Source organism: Megasphaera sp. AM44-1BH (genome assembly GCF_003467125.1).
In the GTDB taxonomy this organism is placed as follows: domain Bacteria; phylum Bacillota; class Negativicutes; order Veillonellales; family Megasphaeraceae; genus Megasphaera.
In genome coordinates this window covers 201293-222189 of the sequence record NZ_QSFA01000001.1, presented here as the reverse complement: position 1 = coordinate 222189, position 20897 = coordinate 201293, and the positions used below count along the sequence as shown (strand labels likewise).

15 protein-coding genes and 3 tRNA genes are annotated in these 20897 nt (G+C 52.0%); 15 read left to right on the top strand and 3 right to left on the bottom strand.

Going from position 1 to position 20897, the window contains the following annotated elements:
- Positions 1-11: 11 nt before the first annotated feature.
- Both DW949_RS01030 and DW949_RS01025 read left to right on the top strand, forming a co-directional pair.
- Positions 12-941 carry an LD-carboxypeptidase gene (locus DW949_RS01030; RefSeq protein ID WP_233539446.1) on the top strand — a complete coding sequence of 310 codons (930 nt, stop codon included), beginning with the start codon at positions 12-14 and terminating at the stop codon, positions 939-941.
- Between the two features lie 42 nt (positions 942-983).
- Positions 984-2177 carry an amidohydrolase gene (locus tag DW949_RS01025; RefSeq protein ID WP_118021423.1) on the top strand — a complete coding sequence of 398 codons (1194 nt, stop codon included), beginning with the start codon at positions 984-986 and terminating at the stop codon, positions 2175-2177.
- Positions 2178-2295: 118 nt separating this feature from the next.
- Here DW949_RS01025 and DW949_RS01020 read toward each other — a convergent pair whose 3' ends face one another.
- The gene (locus DW949_RS01020) at positions 2296-3690 is read right to left on the bottom strand and encodes an NCS2 family permease (RefSeq protein ID WP_118021422.1); all 1395 of its coding nucleotides are present in this window, start codon (positions 3688-3690) and stop codon (positions 2296-2298) included.
- Positions 3691-3853: 163 nt separating this feature from the next.
- The gene (locus DW949_RS01015; RefSeq protein WP_118021421.1) at positions 3854-8158 is read right to left on the bottom strand and encodes a 2-hydroxyacyl-CoA dehydratase; all 4305 of its coding nucleotides are present in this window, start codon (positions 8156-8158) and stop codon (positions 3854-3856) included.
- A gap of 292 nt (positions 8159-8450) precedes the next feature.
- Between DW949_RS01015 and DW949_RS01010 the strand changes: the two genes are divergently transcribed.
- From DW949_RS01010 to DW949_RS01000, 3 genes are all read left to right on the top strand, one after another.
- Positions 8451-8526, top strand: a tRNA-His gene (locus DW949_RS01010).
- Between the two features lies 1 nt (position 8527).
- Positions 8528-8602 (top strand) — tRNA-Gln (locus DW949_RS01005).
- 5 nt (positions 8603-8607) lie between these two features.
- Positions 8608-8683: transfer RNA gene (locus DW949_RS01000), tRNA-Lys, on the top strand.
- Between the two features lie 158 nt (positions 8684-8841).
- On the opposite strand, the gene DW949_RS00995 is transcribed toward DW949_RS01000, so the two are convergent.
- On the bottom strand, positions 8842-10296 hold the full coding sequence (locus tag DW949_RS00995; protein ID WP_118021420.1) for a sodium:proton antiporter: 1455 nt from the start codon (positions 10294-10296) through the stop codon (positions 8842-8844).
- Positions 10297-10566: 270 nt separating this feature from the next.
- On the opposite strand from DW949_RS00995, the gene DW949_RS00990 reads away from it, so the two are divergent.
- The 10 genes from DW949_RS00990 (at position 10567) to argS (ending at position 20850) form a co-directional block, all read left to right on the top strand.
- Positions 10567-11013 carry a universal stress protein gene (locus DW949_RS00990; protein ID WP_118021419.1) on the top strand — a complete coding sequence of 149 codons (447 nt, stop codon included), beginning with the start codon at positions 10567-10569 and terminating at the stop codon, positions 11011-11013.
- A gap of 216 nt (positions 11014-11229) precedes the next feature.
- Entirely contained in the window at positions 11230-12990 is a 1761-nt protein-coding gene (locus tag DW949_RS00985) for a DUF2157 domain-containing protein (protein ID WP_118021418.1), read from the top strand.
- Positions 12987-13652, top strand: coding sequence for a hypothetical protein (locus DW949_RS00980; RefSeq protein WP_118021417.1), 666 nt, complete (start codon positions 12987-12989; stop codon positions 13650-13652). Before DW949_RS00985 ends, DW949_RS00980 begins: the two co-directional genes overlap by 4 nt.
- Positions 13653-13675: 23 nt before the next feature.
- Complete coding sequence (locus DW949_RS00975; protein ID WP_233539445.1) at positions 13676-14971, top strand: hypothetical protein; 1296 nt, start codon at positions 13676-13678, stop codon at positions 14969-14971.
- Between the two features lie 102 nt (positions 14972-15073).
- Complete coding sequence (locus DW949_RS00970; RefSeq protein WP_118021415.1) at positions 15074-16309, top strand: FprA family A-type flavoprotein; 1236 nt, start codon at positions 15074-15076, stop codon at positions 16307-16309.
- Between the two features lie 103 nt (positions 16310-16412).
- Entirely contained in the window at positions 16413-16568 is a 156-nt protein-coding gene (locus DW949_RS13705; RefSeq protein WP_199595668.1) for a hypothetical protein, read from the top strand.
- Between the two features lie 119 nt (positions 16569-16687).
- Positions 16688-17944 (top strand): putative DNA modification/repair radical SAM protein, encoded by a 1257-nt coding sequence (locus DW949_RS00965; RefSeq protein WP_118021414.1) that lies wholly within the window; start codon positions 16688-16690, stop codon positions 17942-17944.
- Positions 17941-18684 carry a TIGR03915 family putative DNA repair protein gene (locus tag DW949_RS00960; protein WP_118021413.1) on the top strand — a complete coding sequence of 248 codons (744 nt, stop codon included), beginning with the start codon at positions 17941-17943 and terminating at the stop codon, positions 18682-18684. Before DW949_RS00965 ends, DW949_RS00960 begins: the two co-directional genes overlap by 4 nt.
- A 73-nt stretch (positions 18685-18757) precedes the next feature.
- Complete coding sequence (locus tag DW949_RS00955; protein ID WP_118021412.1) at positions 18758-19186, top strand: DUF1934 domain-containing protein; 429 nt, start codon at positions 18758-18760, stop codon at positions 19184-19186.
- A complete protein-coding gene (argS, locus tag DW949_RS00950) occupies positions 19186-20850 on the top strand; it encodes an arginine--tRNA ligase (protein ID WP_118021411.1) in 1665 nt (554 codons plus the stop codon). Before DW949_RS00955 ends, argS begins: the two co-directional genes overlap by 1 nt.
- Positions 20851-20897 lie beyond the last annotated feature (47 nt).

Here is a 20897-nt window from a genome sequence, read left to right as displayed (position 1 = left end):
GACTGGTTCGTTTGCAGCAGTATACATTAGGCCGGGCCTTGCAGGCTGGCGATACACTGGGAATCGTCGCCCCGTCGGCACCACTCGATGAAACACGTTTTCAGGCGGGACTGTCTTTCCTCCATTCTCTGGGCCTCCGGACACGGTGCGGCCGTTCGGTGCAGGAACGCTGGGGATACCTGGCCGGGACCGACGACGTGCGGGCACAGGATATCAACGAATTTTTTGCAGATCCCGCCATAGACGGGATTCTCTGCATGCGTGGCGGCTATGGGGCGGCCCGGCTGCTGCCGCTCCTTGATTTCGATGACATTGCCCGCCATCCCAAGCTGTTTATCGGATTCAGCGATATTACGGCCCTCCACACGGCCCTCCGCCAACGGTCCCATCTGGCGACCATCCACGGGGCTATGCTCACCGGACTCGGCGGAAAAGCGACACGCTATACGTATGAACAGTTTGCAGAAGGACTCGCCAATCCCGCTATGGCCGGTCCGGTCCGGATGCCACGGGGACACCATCTGGAAACTCTCGTCGAAGGAGAGGTGCAGGGCATCCTTGCCGGCGGCAATATGATGCTCATTTCATCGCTCATAGGGACGCCGTATGAACTGGATGGACAGGGACAGATTCTGTTCCTGGAAGAAATCGGTGAAGAAGCCTATTCCATCGACCGCATGCTCTGCCAGTTTGAACAGTCCGGACTCATCGACCGCATAGCCGGTCTTGCCTTTGGTGAATTCACCCGCTGTCACCCTGTAAAACCGGCAGAAGGCGAATGGACCGTACGGGAAGTCATCGGACAATACGTCCGGCGCTGGGGTAAACCGGCCATCTGGGGCCTGCCCTATGGACACGACCGCCATAACGGCTGGCTGCCCCTGGGAATGCCGGCTCATCTCATAGCCGGCAAAGAAGCTGCCAGCCTGGTACTGGGGTAAGGACGGATCAGCAGAATAGTTCCAAAGAAAGAAGGACAGGATATGGATGGAAAGACGATGAAAGCGGTCAGTGACCGTAAAGTTGATGAAATAGAGTCGTGTATCTGGGGGATAGCAGAGTATCTGCACAGTCATCCTGAGCTGGGGACCCACGAAGTCCTGGCATCGGCTTATTTGCGCCGTGTGCTGGAAGAAGCGGGCTTTACGGTGAACGATTGCGTACCCGAAGCTTTTCCGACGGCTTTCGAGGCCGTCTGTGGCAGCGGTCCCGTCCATATCGGGTTCCTTGCCGAATATGATGCCCTGCCCGGTATCGGACACGGCTGCGGTCACAATCTGATTGCTGCCATGAGTGTGGGAGCGGCCATTGCCTTTGCGGCCGCAGCGGCCAGTGAGGCGACGATTCATGTCTATGGCTGTCCCGCTGAAGAAACGGCGGCCAGCAAGGCATATATGAGTGCCCATCATGTATTTGACAATCTTACGGCGGCGCTCATCATCCATCCCGGGGAAGATAAGACGACCCTGGGCGGAACGTCGTATGCGACTCATCCGCTGGAATTCACCTTTATGGGAAAGCCGGCCCATGTAGCCGACCCGGCCTATCATGGCATCAATGCACTCGATGCCCTTGTCGATTTTTACGGCCAGCTGAAACAACTGGAACAGACATTTACGGAACGCCATATCATCGGGGCTATCATTACCGAAGGCGGTACGGCGCCCAATATTATTCCTGACCGGGCGGTGATGCGGGCGACTATCCGGGCCTTGAAGACGGAGTATCTGGAACAGACCATGCTGCCTCAGATCAAGGCTTTGGCACAGCGTGTTTCCGATGCTCATGGAACGAAGCTCACTATGCGTCACTATGAACCGCTGCTCATGGATATGGTCAATGATCCCCGCCTCGATGTCGATTTTGCCGATGCTTTCAGTGAGCTCGGGGAAGAATTTGATATTAAAGACGACGACTTTGCCGAAGGCTCTACAGATGTAGGTAACGTGAGCTATATCACCCGGGTCAGCCAGCCCAGTCTCTGTATCGGCTACGATATATCGGCCCATACGCCGGAATTTGCCGCCGCTGCCGGGAGCCGCTATGCCAGAATACAGGCTCTTGTCGGGGCCAAGGCTATGGCCCGTGTAGCTATCGATGTGCTGCATGAAAAACCGGTGCGGGAAAATCCGGCAGATGAACGGGAAGCGGCATGGCGGCAGGCTTTCGGCGGATAGAATGACTATAGTCCCAGGGACATGCATAGAAGAAGAATAGGAGAAAACTAAAAAACGGCAGCAACATGGCTTTGAAAGTCCATGTTGCTGCCGTTTTTTGTCAGGGAAATATATTTCCTTATAGCAGGATATATTTTAGTACAAAGATAACAGCCAGAATGTACATGAGAGGACTGATTTTCTTTTGTCCCCCTGTCAGGACGTTGACGACGACATAGGAAATGACGCCGAAGGAAATGCCTTCGGAAATGCTGTAACAGAAGGGCATGGCGATGATGGTAATGTAGGCAGGAATGGATTCGGAAAAATCATTGAAATCAATTCCGGCTACGGAGGTGAGCATGAGGAAGCCGACGATGACCAGGGCCGGAGCCGTTGCAAAGGCCGGGATAGCCATGAAAATCGGCGAGAGGAACAACGAAAGCAGGAAGAGGACGGCAACCGTCATGGCGGTCAGGCCTGTACGTCCGCCTTCACTGACGCCGGTAGCACTTTCGACGAAGGTCGTCGTCGTACTCGTGCCGAGGACGGCGCCGATAGTGGTAGCACAGGCATCGGCCATGAGGGCCCCTTTGATGCGGGGCAGCTTGCCATTGGCATCGAGCATATTGGCTTTGGACGATACCCCGATGAGTGTACCCAGCGTATCAAAGATATCGACAAAGAGGAAAGCAAACATGACGACCAGGAAATCGAGACTGAATATATTGCTGAAATCGAGCTGTCCCAGAATCGGCGTCAGGCTGGCCGGGGCAAACGATGCGGCACCGGCAGAGAGGTTGGGGATGACACTGAACATTTTCAGTTCCGGATTCGGCACGTAGAGCCCGGTCAGTTCGCAGATGACGGCCAGAATCCATGTGCCCAGAATGCCCCAGAGGATATTGCCGCGCACCTTTTTGACCATCAGGATGCCTGTAAAGAGAATCCCAATCATAGCGATGAGGACCGTAATGCCGACGGTGTGGAATGTACCCGTTGCCATAGACTGCTTAAAGGAAAAAAGAGAAATCTTGGTAGCCGGATTGGCGACGATGATCTGGGCGTTCAAAAGCCCGATAAGGGCGATGAACAGGCCGATGCCGGCGGAGACGGCTTTTTTCAGCGTCATAGGAATGGCATTGAAGATGGCTTCGCGGACGTTCGTAAGGGATAAGATGATGAAAATAATGCCTTCAATAAAGACAGCGGCCAGTGCCATTTGCCAGGAATAGCCCATCTGGAGGACAACCGTAAAGGCAAAAAAGGCATTGAGGCCCATGCCGGGAGCCAGCGCGAAGGGGTAATTGGCAAAGGCTGCCATAAAGACTGTACCCAGACAGGAGGCCAGAGCAGTTGCCGTGAGGACGGCCCCTTTATCCATGCCGGTGACACTTAAAATTGCCGGATTGACGGCCAGGATATAAGCCATGGTCATAAAGGTCGTGATACCGGCCAGCATTTCTGTCCGGGCTGTCGTGCCATTGGCCGACAGGTGGAATATCCGGTCCAGAAAACCAGTTTCCGTTTGCATAGTATGTCTCCTTTCAATACAAACATAATGAATATAAAACACATACTTTATTATAAATTGATTGCCGTAAATGAGCAACAAAAAACTGATAAATATACGATGAAAGGTGGATAAAACCCGGCCCTGAAAAAAAGAGACTGCCCGTACAGACAGTCTCTTTGCTCTATTCTTTTATGGCTTCATTCAGACGGACCCCGTTGAGAAAAGGAAGGGTCGGTTTTTCTTTGGGATCAACCGGTTCGCGGATGTTTTCAAATGTCGTAGTGAGCATCAGCTTCAGGCGGTTGGTCTGATTGACCGAGCTGGCACTGGGATCGTAGTCGATGGCGACTATATTCGTTTCCGGGAATGCCGCTTTCAGCGTCTTGATCATGCCCTTGCCGGTCACGTGGTTGGGCAGGCAGGCCCAGGGCTGGAGGCAGACGATATCTTTGGCTCCCCGTTTGATCAGATCGATCATATCACCGGTCAGGAACCAGCCTTCGCCGGCTTCATGGCCGAGAGACAGGAATTTCTTTGCGTCTTCGGCAATGTCATAAATCGACGTAATGGGGTCAAAATGGCGGCTCCGGGCTACAGCTTCTCTGTAGGGCTTGCGGTACCATTCCAGCAGCTTTACAAAGGATTTGCTCTTGAAGTTGTTCCACCAGCTGCCGGAGAGATGGCTGTAGCGGAACTGGTCATCGAGGAGACCGTAGAAGAAGAAATCAGCCAGTCCGGAGACGATGATTTCACCGCCTTCTTCTTCGATCATGCGCACGATATGATTGTTGGCGATAGGATGGAACTTGACGTAAATTTCACCGACAAGGCCGATACGGGGTTTCTTTTCGTCACTCATATCGATGTTATCGAATTCCTGGACCATGGCGCGGATGTTCTTCACGAAGGTGGAACGGTCGGCCTTCTTCAGGTCGGCCATGCATTTATCCTGCCACTTCTTGAACAGTGCTTCCGCCGTGCCCTTTACCTTTTCATAAGGGCGGGTCCGGTACAGGACCTGCTGCAGGGTATCACCGTAAATCATGCCCATGACCAGGCGGTGCCAGAATCCGATATGGGGCTGGAAGCCCGGTTGTTTGTTCAGCCCTTTGAGATTGAGGGACAGGATGGGGACGTCACCGAGATTGGCATCGGCTAGTGCCTTGCGTATCATGCCTATGTAGTTGGTGGCACGGCAGCAGCCCCCGGTCTGGGATATCATGACAGACGTATGTTTCAGGTCGTATTTGCCTGATTTGAGCGCCGTAATAATCTGGCCAAGGGACATGATGGCCGGATAGCAGGCATCGTTATGGATATAAGCCAGACCGGTGTCGATTGCCTTCTGTCCCTGGTGATGAATCATTTCTACCCGGTATCCTTCATAGTCAAAGGCCGGTTTGAATAAGGGGAAATGAATCGGCGTCATAGACGGTGCGAGGATGACATCCTTTTCCTTGTCTTCTTTGGTAAAGATGGCCTTTTCATAGGTATACGGTTCCGGTTTGTCCGAAACGGGTTTGCGGTGATTCATGACGAACAGGAGGGACCGGAGACGGATGCGGATAGCGCCCAGATTGGATCCCTCATCGATTTTCAGCAGCGTATGGATCTTGTGACCATGGGCCAGGATTTCCTGTACCTGGTCGGCGACGATGGCATCGAGGCCGCAGCCGAAGGAATTCAGTTCTACCAGTTCCAGGTTGGCATGTTGTTCGATATATTGAGCTGCCCGGTAGAGGCGGGAATGATAGGACCACTGGTCTACGACGCGCAGGTGTCCCGGGAACTGGCCCAGAGGAGCTACGCCGTCTTCGGTCAGGACGGCGAGGCCCAGGCTGTTGATAAGTTCGGGGATGCCGTGATTGATTTCCGGATCGACGTGATAGGGACGGCCGCAGAGGACGATAGCCCGTTCGCCTTTTTTGGCGAGCATGTCCAGCGTAGCTTTGGTCATGGCATAATACTGCTGCTTGTAGGCTTCTTCTTCCTTCCAGGCCGCAGCGCAGGCTTCTTTGATTTCTCCTTTTTCCAGCCCCCAGACGCGGAGTTCATCCTGCAGGCGCGGGACGATGCGCTTCGGGTCGTGGAGTGGCAGGAAGGGGCAGAGATACCGCGTATTGGTATCGCTCAGCCGTTCGGCCATGTTATTGCGGATGACTTCCGGGTAGCTCATGACCATGGGGCAGTTGAATGTATTGTCTTTACTGCCTTCTTTGGGTCCGTTCTGGATGCAGGGGTAAAAGATGCGATCGACGCCTTTTTCCAGCAGGTTTTCGATATGGCCGTGAACGAGCTTGGCCGGATAGCATGCCGAATCGGACGGAATCGTTTCCATGGCCTTTTCAAAGAGCTTTTTGGAAGACGGATCGGACAGGACGACGCGGTATCCCAGATGGGTAAAGAAAGTGAACCAGAAGGGATAATCTTCGTACATATTGAGCACGCGGGGAATGCCTACGGTACCGCGGGGAGCCTTTTCCGCTTCCAGCGGCTTATAATGATTGAACAGGCGATTGTACTTCACTTTGTACATATTCGGCAGAGGCTTGCGCTTTTTAGCCGATGATCCGGCGGCACCCCGTTCACAGCGGTTCCCTGTAATGAAAGACCGGCCGTCATTGAAGGTATTGACCGTGAGAAGACAATTATTGGTGCACAATCCGCAATGGCGGATCGATGTCGTCACTTTGAGGCCATCGAGGGCTTCCCGGCTGAGCAGGGCTGATGGTGCATGATCCTCGTGATAGGCATCTTTGCAGATCAGGCCCATGCCGAAGGCGCCCATGAGGCCGGCAATGGCCGGACGGATGACGTGACGGCCCAGCAGTTTTTCGAACGCGCGCAGTACGGCGTCATTATAGAACGTACCGCCCTGGACTACGATGTGTCTGCCCAGTTTGGCTGGATCTTTTACTTTGATGACCTTATACAGGGCGTTCTTGATGACCGAGTAGGAGAGGCCTGCTGAGATATCAGCGAGGGTCGCCCCTTCCTTCTGGGCCTGTTTGACTTTGGAATTCATGAAGACCGTGCAGCGGGAACCCAGATCAATCGGGCTTTTAGCAAAGAGTGCCGCTTTGGCAAATTCTTCGATGGACAGATTCAGCGATTTGGCAAAGGTATCGAGGAAGGAGCCGCAGCCCGATGAGCAGGCTTCATTGAGCAGGATATCTTCGATGTGACCGTCTTTGAGGCGGCTGCACTTCATGTCCTGTCCGCCGATATCGAGGATGAAATCGACGTCGGGGCAGAAATGGGCGGCTGCTTTATAATGGGCTATGGTTTCGACTTCGCCCAGGTCGATATGGAGGGCTTCCTTCAACAGGAATTCGCCATATCCTGTAATGCCTGATTTGGCAATGAAGGCGCCGTCCGGCAGGAGCCGGTAGATTTCTGCAACGATTTTCTGGGCCGCCTTCAGGGGACTGCCTTCGTTGTTCTGATAATGGGAGTAGAGAATTTTGTTGTCTTCACTCAGAAGGACTGCCTTGATAGTCGTACTCCCGGCATCGAGACCGAGATAGCAGGGCCCACGGTATGCAGACAGGTCTGCCCTGGGGACGGTATGCTCGCTATGGCGGTGGTTGAATTCGTCGAATTCTTCCTGGGAAGCAAAGAGCGGTTCGACCCGGTCCGATTGTGCCAACGATGATTCATCGATGTTTTTCAGCTGCCGCATGAGATGCATGAACGAAAGGGGCTTTTCCTTGAAACTGCCAAGAGCAGCCCCGATAGCGACGTACACCTGGGCATTTTCCGGCGCGACGACCTGATCATCGCGCAGGTGCAGTGTCCGGGCAAACTGCTTGCGAAGCTGGGGCAGGAAGGTAAGAGGCCCGCCCAGGAAGCAGACCGTTCCGCGGATGGGACGGCCGCAGGCAAGACCGGTGATGGTCTGCAGGACGATGGATTGGAACACGGAAGCCGCTACATTTTCTTTGCTGGCCCCGTCATTCAGGAGGGCCTGTACGTCTGTTTTGGCGAATACACCGCAGCGGGCTGCAATAGGATACAGCGTATCTGACTTTTCCGCCAGCGCGTTGAGGCCGCTGGCATCGGTGTGCAGGAGCGTTGCCATCTGGTCGATGAAAGCACCTGTTCCGCCGGCGCAGTTGCCATTCATGCGGTGTTCGTTACCGCCAGTAAGATATGTGATTTTGGCATCTTCCCCGCCCAGTTCGATGATGACGTCTGACTGGGGATGATACGTGCGGACGGCTTTTGTGCCGGCGATGACTTCCTGGATAAAGGTAATGCCAAGATAGTCTGCCAGGGCAATACCGCCTGAACCGGTAATGGCCATGGTGATCTGCCGGTCGCCAAAAATTTCATAAGCGTTTTCAAGCAGGTCCCAGACTTTTTGCCGGATATCCGTATAATGGCGGACGTAGCAGGCGTGGAGGCAGTGCTTCAATTCATCGAGTACGGCAATTTTTACGGTTGTAGAACCAATATCGATGCCGATATGTAATAAATTTTTCATAGATAAACCTCACACAATTAGTCTGTAGTAACTATATCTGGAAATTTATATAGATAGAGTCTACATTATATTTTACCATATTATAAAAAAAGAGGAAGCGTTCAAATGAAATATCGTAAAATTTTTGAAAAAAGATTCCTAATAAATAATTATTAGCTGATAAATTTGCCATGTGCACAGAGAAAATACAAAAAAATGTAAAAAATGTATTGACAGAACGTCAGGGAAATGATAAAATTATCTACGTTATCGGCACTCAATACTGAATACGCCGGTAGCACTACAAAATATGGCGGGTATGGTGAAGCGGTTAACACGGCGGATTGTGGCTCCGTTACGCTAGGGTTCGAATCCCTATACTCGCCCCATAGGGGTATAGCCAAGTGGTAAGGCACCGGACTTTGACTCCGCTATGCGCTGGTTCGAATCCAGCTGCCCCTGCCAGCCATGATCCACTAGCTCAGTTGGCAGAGCACCTGACTTTTAATCAGGGTGTCCCGAGTTCGAATCTCGGGTGGATCACCAGAGAGGAACTGTTGCGATTGTGACAGTTCTTTTTTTATGCCCGGAATCTGAAGGAGGCTGCCCGTCCGTTCCGGTTACCCGGCGTAAGATATACAAATAGCCTGCTGCGTCATGGTAGATACCATAATGCAGCAGGCCGTTTTGTACTGGCTGTATTCTTAAATGAAAAGCAGGAAGAATACGAATGTGTCGATGATAAATACGGGGATCAGGATGGAGTTGGACCAGGCCATGTAGCCAAAGAAGCTGGGCATCTTGATGTTGTTTTCTTCGGCGATTGCCTTGACCATGAAGTTCGGAGCATTCCCGATATACGTATTGGCACCCATGAATACGGCACCGGCCGAGATAGCTTCCAGCATGATCTGGCTGACCGTACCGACCGACGTCTGGATACCCGTTGCAGCACCGAGAGCACCGGCTGTCTGCAGGAAGACGAGGTACGTCGGAGTGTTATCCAGGAACGACGAGAGGAAGCCTGTAGCCCAGAACATCTGCCAGGGCTGGTTGATACCCAGTTCGGCACCGTGGGTCTTGAGCAGCATGAGGGCCGGAATCATGGTGATGAAGATACCGATGAATAATACGGCGACTTCGATGATGGGGCCGTTGGTGAATTCGTTGAGTTCGCGGGTATGTTCTTTCGTCGTTTTCAGGGACAGGAATGCCGCAATGAGGATAATGATGACTTCTGCCAGCGTTGCATAGGGGAATACGATTTCATCGTAAATATGGATACCGGCGCCGTGGGCAAAGGCCGGGATCAGTTCGGGAAGCAGGCCGTTGGCCAGTACGCCGACGATAATCATGGCGATGAAAATCAGGTTATGGGCCCCTTCGATGCTGATCGGTTCTTTATGACCATCTTTCTGCATGTCCATAGGGGACCGGCCGGCAGCGATTTCCTTTTTGTAATAATGATGGTCGATGAGGCAGAATACCGTGAAAAGAAGAATCATGTTAAACGCCAGGATGGGTAGCAGGTGGAACGTCCAGGTAAAGGGAACGCCACGCTGGAAGCCCATGAACAGCGGCGGATCGCCGAGCGGTGTGAGACAGCCGCCCATATTGGCGACGAGGAAAATGAAGAAGACCATCATGTGGACTTTCTTCTGGCGCCATGCATTGGCCCGGATGAGAGGACGGATCATCAGCATAGCAGCACCGGTCGTACCAATCCAGCTGGCAAGGACTGTGCCGATAAACAGTAGCAGGGCATTGATCTTGGTCGTGCCGGCCAGGGTGCCTCTGATGACGATGCCGCCAGCGGCGACGAAAAGGCCATAGAGGAGAACGATGAATGGGATGTAGTCCAGCAGTACCGATTCGAGGAGGCGGAATGCGCCTTCACCGGCACCATAGGCTGCGGAGAAGGGGATGAGGAATATGAGCGACCAGCCGAGGGACACCCACTTCATATTCTTTTCCCACCATTCACCCTTGAAAAGAGGGATGATAGCAATAGACAGGAGCATGCCGACGAAGGGGATGATGCTCCAAACAGGCAGCGAAGTATTGACTAATTCATGAGCTGCCTCGTTAGCGAATACCGGTGGTGCGCTGAGTGTGAGCAGAGCCAGTGAGCCAGACAGTATCCTGCACAGTTTGTTCATGTAGATCACCTTTCTTATTAAAATTTTTAATAAACATAATTCTATTATAGCATAAATCAATGTCTCGTGGCTATGCATAAATAGCTATGAAAAGTGTACATCCCAGACTATACCTGGAAATAAAAATATATAATGGTATAAAAGAGAGCGTCCGGGAAGAATACAGATTTTTTTTAAAATTTTCGCTGGTTTTTGCAGGAATTTGATAGATAATAGCGAATACATATAATAAGAAAGGTCAGTACGATGGTGAGACGAGGAGGGATCTATATGAAAGCTTACAAAAATATCATTGTCCCAACCGATGGTTCTGTGAACTCCAAACGCGCATTAGAACACGCTGTAGTTCTTGCTTCTTCTTTGGGTGCGTCCATTACGTTGGTGTACGTGGCCAATATCGTATCCGTAATTTCTAATTTTGACCAGATTCCCAATGCCAGCGGCTATGTGACGGAACAGGTGGCCCTTGATATGGAAGAAGAGGGCAAGGGGGTCCTTGACGATTTTGCCAAGGAAGTGCCTGAAGGCATTGAAGTGAAAACGGTCTTTGAAGTCGGTTCGCCCGGACCGGCTGTCTTATCGGTTGCCAAAAAGTATAAAGCCGATCTGATTGTCATGGGAAGCCGTGGACTGGGACCGTTGAAAGGGCTGTTTATGGGATCGGTCAGCAGTTATGTCGTAACTCATTCCGGATGCCCTGTCCTGATTGTCAAATAAACGCCGGACGCGGTGCTGCTACGCAGAGAAAAGGTCCGGACGATTTCTTGTACCGGTGGCCTGGTAAAAAGCGGAAGAAGAGACTTTGTTCTGTAAAATGTGAACAGAGTCTCTTTTTTTATAGGGAATTCGTATTTTTTGTGATATACTGTTATAGATAATAAGCGGATGATGCGCTTATGATAGATACGTACTCTGCCTGGGAGGCACATACAAATGGAACACATAGAAATGAAATGGCTGGAACAGCAGATCCGGGAATGGGAATCGAAAGGATGGGTTTCCCATGAAGGAGCTGTCCAGATACGTCATATATTGGAAATGAAGACCGGGGGGATTCCCCTGCCGCTGCTGATTATTGTGATGGCACTGGGCCTTGCTATTGCCGGCATGGCACTGATATGGGGGCTGTCCGGCTTCTGGTATCAGACTGGATTTGCTTTTCGTATCGGACTGGCGGCAGGACTGTTACTTTTTTCACAAATCGCCGTCGGCGCCGGGATGCTCCGCAGCCAGCAGGGGACGTGGGCCGGTGAAGCCATTGCTGTCACCCATATCCTGATACTGGGTGTTGCCCTGGCCATAGCCCTGCAGACCTACTACGTGGGCTGGGATACATCGTCGTATCTTGCCGGGTGGGCTCTGCTGTCTCTGCCGGTTATCTATCTGCTCCGGTCCGCCGGGGCAGTGATACTCTATGCTCTGGGGGTACTATTCTGGGCTGCCAGCGGTGGCCCGGTCAATGCGCCCGGCGGAGCCGCCTTTATGTGGATCCTGCTCGTCCTGCTGGTGCCGTTTTATGGCCTTCTGCAGAGCCATAACGATGAAATCCGCCTGTCCGTGTATTCCTGGACTCTTACGATTACGGTATTTGCGGCATTCGGGCTGGCTGCCCTTGATGCGGAATATATCCCGTTCCTCCTGCTGGCTACCCTGGCGGCAGCTATCATGCTGACGGGATATTCCATCGATATCCGTAAAGCCTGGGGCGTCCCGTTCCGTTGGTTTGGCCGCGGGGCGGCTGCCGGCTCTCTGCTCATTTCATCGCTGCCGGCATCGTGGTACGGTATTGCCCGTATCCAGGGATTTCACTGGACGACCATTACCGTTACGGTTATCTTATTCTTATCTATTATGGCTTTGCTGCTGAAAGGTGTCAAAAAACGCTTCTGGGGTCCTGTTTTGTATGCCGGAATTCCGGTCATCATTGCGGCGGAAACCATGCTGGTACGCAGCGGCCTTTATTCCTCTGTGCCGCTCATCGTTTCTTCTATCTACCTGATCTTCATCGGATTTTATGAAATGGTGCAGGGAATCCAGAGCGGTCATACGAAGCATACGAAATTTGGAGTCTGTGTACTGTTGTGTCTGGTGGCGGCTTTCTTCTGGGGCGGCAGCGTTTCCCCGCTGGTACCGGTCGTGGCCATTGTCATCCTGGCACTGGTTCTGGTACAGATACGCCGTACATCGGACAGCCGTCGTGATGCGGCCGAACGGGCACGGCACCGGACGGACTTGCGCCATAATGTAACGACGGTACGTGCAAACCGCAAAACCCGCAGCCGCCGTAAGAAACAGCAGACTCCGGTCAGAGTGACTGAAGATCCCGCTGTTCCGGCTGAAGAGACAGCAGATACGCCTGATACGGCAGGTACGGCCGATGCCGGGGAAGATATGCCGGAATGGATGAAAGCTATTCACATGCCGGAACTGAAAGAAGAACAGAAATCACCGGCTCCGCCAGCTGATACGGTAAAACCGCGGGAACCGGAATTATCCCGGTTTACGCCGCCCGTATTTCATAATCCCGATGATATTCCCCTGCCCCAGGCAGCGCCGGCAAGAGAAAAAACACAGACACCTGCTGCACCGGCACGGCCTCACGGCTCGCCGTGGGGCAATGCAGCTCCCAGACCGGAAAGAGAAAAACACTTTACTCATTCTCCCTGGTCATCAGAAGGAGGCGATAGGAAATGAAATTACCAGATATGACTCTTTCTTCTGACAGCCGGGTGAAATGGTTCGTCCTCATCTTGGTTTCCCTTATCCAGCTGGCTGTACTGGGGTATATTGGCTGGCGCTGGCACAATATTACTGTCGATGGCATTCCTTATCAGTGGCAGTGTGTACCCCGGCTGGAGGTATCCAGCTTCGGGACGGACTATATCCGCGTCGTCTTTCCCCAGGATACGGCTCCCTGGATGGACGTAGCGGAACCGGAAGAACATCAGACCATATATGTGCATATTGCCCGCGATGACAAAGGCATGATGGAAATCAAAGGCGCGTCTGCTTCCAAACCGCTCATCGGAGGCGATTATATGGAAGCCAGAGTCGTTTCCTATCATGATGGCAATGTACAGTTCCAGGTTGGTTTCAACCGCTATCGCATAGCCCCTGATAAGGCGGACGGCATCTATGACATCACATCTGGCGACAGCGTCATAGCCAGCATACGCATGAAAAAGGGACTGGGTGTGATTGAAGGCATTTATGTCAATGGGATTCCGCTGGAAGCATCCAGCAATGGCGCGGCCATGGAGGCAGCCCGGTCAGCCCGGCAGGGTGACGGAGGAAGCCGGACTTCCGGCCGGTCCCGTATCATAGAATCCGGGATGGTACCTCCCAAGGAAGAGTAATGCACATAGAAAGAGAGGGCTTTATGAAAACCTATCTAAAACTGGGATTAACCGTACTGCTCATAGCTGCCTTCTGTCTGCTCTCCGGCTTCCGGGCCCAGACGATCATCCACGATGATGGCAGTGAAACGCAGGATGTGCTGAAAGTTTCAGAGTCGGCGGCGGGGCAGAAGAAGCTCCGGGCCGATGCCGATGAATTTCAGAAACGCAATTACACGATTATGGATTATGACAATGACAATGGCAAAGGATTCCGGGCCATGAAGACCATTACCAAAGACGGTGCCAACCGCAGCTCCGTAGACCGCATTATCCATAAGACCCATGATGGACTGTTTTGTTCGACCTATTATATTGATTACGATTTTACAGCCGATAGTATCAAGGAATTGCGCCTGGGCATGCCCATTGAAGAAAATGGGGCAGATCTGGAGTATATCGTTTCTTTCCCATCGGGGACCAACGTGAAAAGCAACGCGTCCAAAGCCGATGACCAGGGTAGTACCTATATGTGGAGCCTGAATAATTCTTCACCGGCGAAAATCAGCCTCCAGGCGACGGTATGGCATAAACTGGCTATTTATGTTGCACTCTTTGCGATTGCAGCTATTCTGCTTTTTGTTATTATCATGGAAATGCGCCGCCGGAATACCATCAGCTGGAAACGGGCTGCCCACATGCGCCGTATTGAAATCCTGGCCCTGATGCTTCCCCTGATTATATTCGGGTATATGGGGTATGAATATTATACGGGTACACATATTACGGCCGATGCCCTGGCGAAAGTGTCCCAGCAGAAGCAGGAAGAACTGCTGGAAAACAGGGAAGAAGATAAGAAACTTCATGACGCCGACGCCAAGAAACAGCGCAGTGATGAACTGTCTATGAGTAAAATCCGCAGCAAGACACTGGAACTTTCCAGCGCTCTCCGCGATCTGAACCGGAATTACCAGTCCGGGCGCATCAGCCGCAGTGGGGCCCGTTCGGAAGCCGCCAGCGTCGCATCGCAGGTACAGGAACTGCTCGACAGCAGCAAAGGCCTGTCCCAGGCAGACCGGGATGAACTGCTGCACCTGATTGAAGAAGCGCAATCCCTGGCCAGCGAACAGGCATCGTCCAGTCAGGAAGAAGTCCGTTCCGCCGTTTCGGATGAACAGCGGCGGGCCGATGCCATTACATCCGATACGACGACCCAGACGGCCGAACCGGACAGCCGTGAAGCCGATACCGTCCGGGGAGACAGTGCTTCGGCCAAAACAGACCGTACGGCTGACAATAACAAGAGCAAACCGGCAGAAAAAGCCAAATCCGACAGGTAAGTTGATAGATTTTCCGTATTGATATTTATTCCTGCCTGTAAACATGATATGATACAGGTAGATGGAAATACTCTTTATATTTTAAAGGAGGTAACTATAGTTATGCAGATTACAGAAGAAATCAAAAATGGCATCTATTGGATGGGATGCAATGATTTCCGGACCGAATTATTTGAACGGATTTTCCCGATTCCGGAAGGAGTTACGTACAACTCCTATTTCATTGATGACGAAAAGACCTGCGTCATCGATGCCATGGACAAAGGCTGCCGTGATGAATTCCTGGAAGATGTTGAATATCTGCTTCATGGCCGCAAACTCGATTATTTTGTCCTGCAGCACATGGAACCGGATCATGCCAGCTCGGCAGTAGCACTGCTGGAAAAATATCCTGATGCCAAAATTGTCGGCCAGCCCCAGACGTTCAAACTGTTTGAACAATTTTTCCGCACACCCATGCCGGACCGTTATGTGGCTGTCAAGGAAGGCGATCAGCTGGCTCTCGGCAAACATACCCTGCAGTTCGTCAAAGCTCCGATGGTTCACTGGCCGGAAGTCATCATGAGCTATGACCTGACCGATCATGTCCTGTTCAGTGCCGATGCCTTTGGCATGTTTGGTACTCTTGGCAATGTGTATGCTGATCAGGTTGATTTTGAAGAAAATTATCTCGATTCCGCCCGCCGGTATTATGTGAATATAGTCGGCAAATTTGGCCCCCAGGTCGTCAATGTCCTCAAAAAGGCATCGGGGCTCCCTATCGATTTTATCTGCCCGCTCCACGGTGTCGTATTCCGTACGCCGGCTACCATTAAATACATTATTGAAAAATATCTCCACTGGGCAAAATATGTACCGGAAAAGAAAGGCGTCGTCATTGCTTTTTCGTCCATTTACGGCAATACGGAACGGGTCGCCTGCGCACTGGCCCATAAGCTGAGCCAGCGGGGAATCCAGGATGTACGCCTCTACGATGTCGCGAAGATCCATTCTTCATACATTACGGCGAAAGCCTGGGAATACAGCCATCTCGTACTGGCTGCACCGACATATAACCTCAATCTGTTCCTGCCTATGGAAAATTTCCTCCATGACCTGAAGACACTCATGTTCCAGAAGCGTACCATAGGCGTCATTGCCTGCCACAGCTGGGCATCGGCTGCTTATAAGACGATGGTGGATTATGTGGAAAACCAGTTCAAATGCTGCGAACTGCTGGAACCGGCTATGGATATCAAATCGTCCATGAAGGATGATCAGGAATGCGAACTCGATGATCTGGCAGACAAGCTCGTCGAAAGCATCAACGAATATCCGGATCCGAAAACAATGATTTAACAGACAACATGAAAACGGGACTGTCTCAGGACAGGCCCGTTTTTTTCATAGGTGTACAGGAAAAATATGTGATATAATAGAAAAAGCACAGGAGGTGAGTTCTATGATTATTCGCGATAATACAGCCAAAAGCGGTGATCCCCATGAACAGGAAAAAGCCCGCAGCAATGGCGAGGAACTGAAGATTGACCTGGGCCGGGACCTGACAGAAGATGAACAAAAGATTTTCGAAAAACTGCGGGAAGGCCTGCACATGTAATAGAACCGGCAGAGAGGGTGTCTCAACAGACAGCCTCTTTTTTTATCTGCCGGGAAGAACGTATGTTTGAAAGACCGCGGCGGATGTGCTATGATAGGGGAAGAAAAGGGGGAATCTGTATGGACTGGGACAGGATACAGGAAAAATTACACATTCTGAGTGATGCAGCAAAATATGACGTTTCCTGCTCGTCCAGCGGCAGCCGCAGAGCTAATCAGAAAGGTGGTATCGGTAATGCCGCCTGTGCCGGCATCTGTCATACCTGGTCCAGTGACGGCCGGTGTGTATCCCTGCTGAAAATCCTCATGACGAATTATTGCATCTATGACTGTGCCTATTGTGTCAACCGCTGCAGCCGCGAGACGAAGCGGGCTATCCTTGCTCCGGAGGAAATCGCAGACATTACGATACAGTTTTACCGGCGCAATTATATAGAAGGACTGTTTCTGAGCTCCGGGGTATACGGCAGTCCTGATACGACGACAGAGCTCCTGATCCGTACGGCACGGCTGCTCCGGGAGGTATATCATTTCAACGGATATATTCATATGAAGGGTATACCGGGTACCGATGAAAGCCTTATCCGGGAACTGGGGCAGTATGTGGACCGGCTCAGCGTCAATATCGAACTGCCGTCATCGGCAGGGCTGCGGCTCCTGGCACCGCAAAAGACGAAGCAGAGTATTCTCCTTCCCATGCGTACGGTCCATACGGGCATTATGGAACGGCAGGAAGAACGGAAAAAGAGCCGTAAAGTACCGTCGTTTGTCCCGGCCGGGCAGACGACACAGCTCATTATCGGAGCGACACCGGACAGCGACCGTACTATTTTACGGCTCAGTGAATCTTTGTATCATCATGTGCGGCTGAAACGGGTCTATTACTCGGCCTACGTGCCCATGCTTCATGGGCCGGGGCTGCCCGAACTGGTGAAGCCGCCGCTTCTGCGGGAACACCGCCTGTATCAGGCAGACTGGCTGCTGCGTTTTTATCAGTTTACGGCTGATGAAATATTGAGCGACGATATGCCTGATTTTGATCTTCATCTCGATCCCAAAGCCTGCTGGGCCCTGCGCCATCCCGACGTATTCCCCGTGGAGATCAACCGCGCTTCCTATCACATGCTGCTCCGTGTACCCGGCATCGGCGTGCAGTCGGCGCGGCGCATCTGTGCTGCCCGGCGGCAGGCCTGGCTTTCCTATGACAGCCTGCGCCGCCTGGGAATTGTCCTCAAACGGGCAAAGTATTTCATTACCTGCCGGGGCCGGTACTACGGCGGCCGGACAAGTCAGGCGGCAATCCGGCAGCGGCTGTTGCAGGAGGCCGGGAGTTCTCCCTACGAGGAAGTCGATTTATTTTCGGGAGGCAATACATGAATTACGAATACGACGGCACGTTTTTCGGATTTTTATCGGCCGTATTTGACGCCTGGCATGATGGAATAGAAAAAGCAGAGAGTATCCGCACGGAAGGATCTTTATCGTTATTTGACGAACCGCGGTCTGTATGCACCGATCCCGGCAAGGCCCGGCGGATCCTGGAAGCACTCCGGCAGCAGTGCGGCGGCCGGGCCTGTCATTTCCTGTACTATGCGTTTATGGCAGAACTCCCTGACAGGGAAGATCCACTTCTCTTATACCTGCGTCTGGCCTTCCGCTATAAAAACAAATTTCTCCATCATCTGAGCGATGAACCCATCTGGACTGTACGGCAGATGGCCCGCAAGACGGGCAATGAGCGTCATAAACTGCTGGGACTGCTCCGGTTCCGGGAACTGTCAGACGGCATGCTCTATGCCCGCCTGGCTCCTTCCTGTGCCGTCGTGCCCCTCATGGCACCGCATTTTGTATCCCGCTTTCCTGAGGAACGGTGGGTTATCCATGACGTACGACGGCATATGGGCGTCTTGTATGAATCACACTGTCTGTCCCTGATTGAAATCCCGCAGACGATGCAGGAACTGTCCCTTTCCCGGGACGAACAAGGGTTCAACCAGCTCTGGCAGACGTATTATCAAACCATTTCCATAAAAGAGCGGCGCAATGATACGGTACGGCGCAGCTTCATGCCGGAAAAATACTGGCCCTGGCTCATAGAGGATGCGAAACATTCGTGATTGGTTATTTCCTTTTTTCCCTGCTTGTTATATAATAGTAACATTGAAATAAAAAAAGAAAGGTTGGAATTCCGTGAAACCCGTTGTCGTAAGCGTTACGAGCATCCAGCGCAATGAACAAGGTCAGGAGCTGAAAATGGAGCTCGTATCGGAGGGTAAATATTATAGGAAAAAAGATACCCAGTATATCATATATGCCGAAAGCGAAATCACAGGTCTTGAAGGAGTAACTACCATCATCAAGGTCCTGGATAATGGCAATGTCGTACTGGTACGGACAGGGAAGATGCAGCAGCGTCAGGAATACTGGCCGGGCAGGGAAACCCATTCGTGGTACGATACGCCCCTGGGAAGGCTGCCGGTCACGCTGAAGACTTATGTGTGCCGGTCTGATCTGTCAGAGGGTACGGGACATATCGAACTGGGCTATGATGTGACAATCGATGGTTTTGCGTCCAATTATAATCAGCTGTCTATTGATGTGCAGGAGGATCATACGTAATGGAAATGAAAGAGTTAGTAAAGCAAGGCATACAGGAAGCTCTGGACAGAGCGGTCAGGGCGGGCACGCTGCCTCAGGGAGAATACCCCGAAGTCGTGCTCGAAGTACCTCCCCAGAAGAAGTTTGGCGATTTTGCGACAAATATTGCTATGCAGTCGGCGCGCATCGCCCATAAATCCCCACAGCTGATTGCCCGCGCTATTGTGGAACAGATGGATTATTCCTGGCTGAACAAGGCGGAAATCGCCGGTGCCGGCTTTATCAATTTCTTTTTGAATCATACAGTGATTTATGATACGCTCCGCCAGATCCTGTCTGCAGGTGAACAGTACGGACAGGCAAAGCTGCGGGATGACGATACGGTACAGGTCGAATACGTCAGTGCCAATCCGACAGGGCCGCTTCATGTCGGCCATGGCCGTGGCGCCGCTTATGGCAGCGCTCTCGTCAATCTGCTGCGCAAGGCTGGTTATAATGTACAGGCTGAATATTATATCAATGATGCCGGAAACCAGATGGACAATCTGGCTGCTTCCGTCAATGCCCGCTATCTGGAACTGCTGGGATACCCTTCGGAAATCCCAGAAAACGGGTATCATGGCCATGACATCATTGAAACGGCACAGGCCATTATTGACCAGGACGGGGATGCGTATTTATCCATGGCAGAACCGGAACGGCTGGCCTATTTTAAAGACCGGGCCTATGCGGAAAAACTGAAGGCACTGCGTCAGGATCTGGCTGCGTTCAATGTCCACTATGACAACTGGTTCAGCGAACGGACCCTTCATCCCGATGCCATCCGTGCGGCTTGTGATGAATTAAAAAAACGGGGCAAAGCTTACGAAAAAGACGGTGCCCTCTGGCTGAAATCGACGGATTACGGCGATGACAAAGACCGGGTTATCATCCGCGATAACGGAGTACCGACGTATCTGGCTGCGGATATTGCCTATCATAAGAATAAATATGAACGGGGCTTCAGGAAAATGATCAACATCTGGGGCGCCGATCATCATGGATACGTAGCCCGTGTCAAAGCGTCTATGGCGGCTCTCGGGTATGACCCGTCCCAGCTGGAAGTGCTGCTGCTGCAGATGGTCAGCCTGTTCCGCGACGGCAAGCCCGTGAAGATGAGCAAACGAACCGGCCAGGCGATTACGCTGAACGAACTGATTGAAGAAGTCGGGACCGATGCGGCACGGTATTTCTTCATCATGCGGTCCCTGGATACGCAGCTGGATTTTGATCTGGATCTGGCAAAGTCCCACAGCAATGAAAATCCTGTCTACTATATCCAGTACGCCCATGCACGGATTTATAGCATTTATAAACAAATCGAAGAAGCCGGCGGCACGATTCCGGAAGACTGGTCGGATGTGGTCTGGGATACGCTGCAGGAACCGCAGGAACTGGAACTGATCAAGAAAATGGCGGCATTCCCCGAAGAAATCCAGATTGCCGCACGGGAACGGGCTCCGCACCGCATAGCCCATTTTGCTCATGAACTGGCCAGCCTGTTCCATAATTTTTATAATCACTGCCATGTCATCCAGTCCGACAAGGACCTGGAAAAAGCAAGACTGGCACTGGTTACGGCCGTCCGCATTACTATTGCCGGGTGTCTGGCTATTTTAGGGGTTTCTGCTCCTGAAAAAATGTAATATAATATACCTTATGATTTCCTGCCGCAGTCGCGGCATCTTACAGT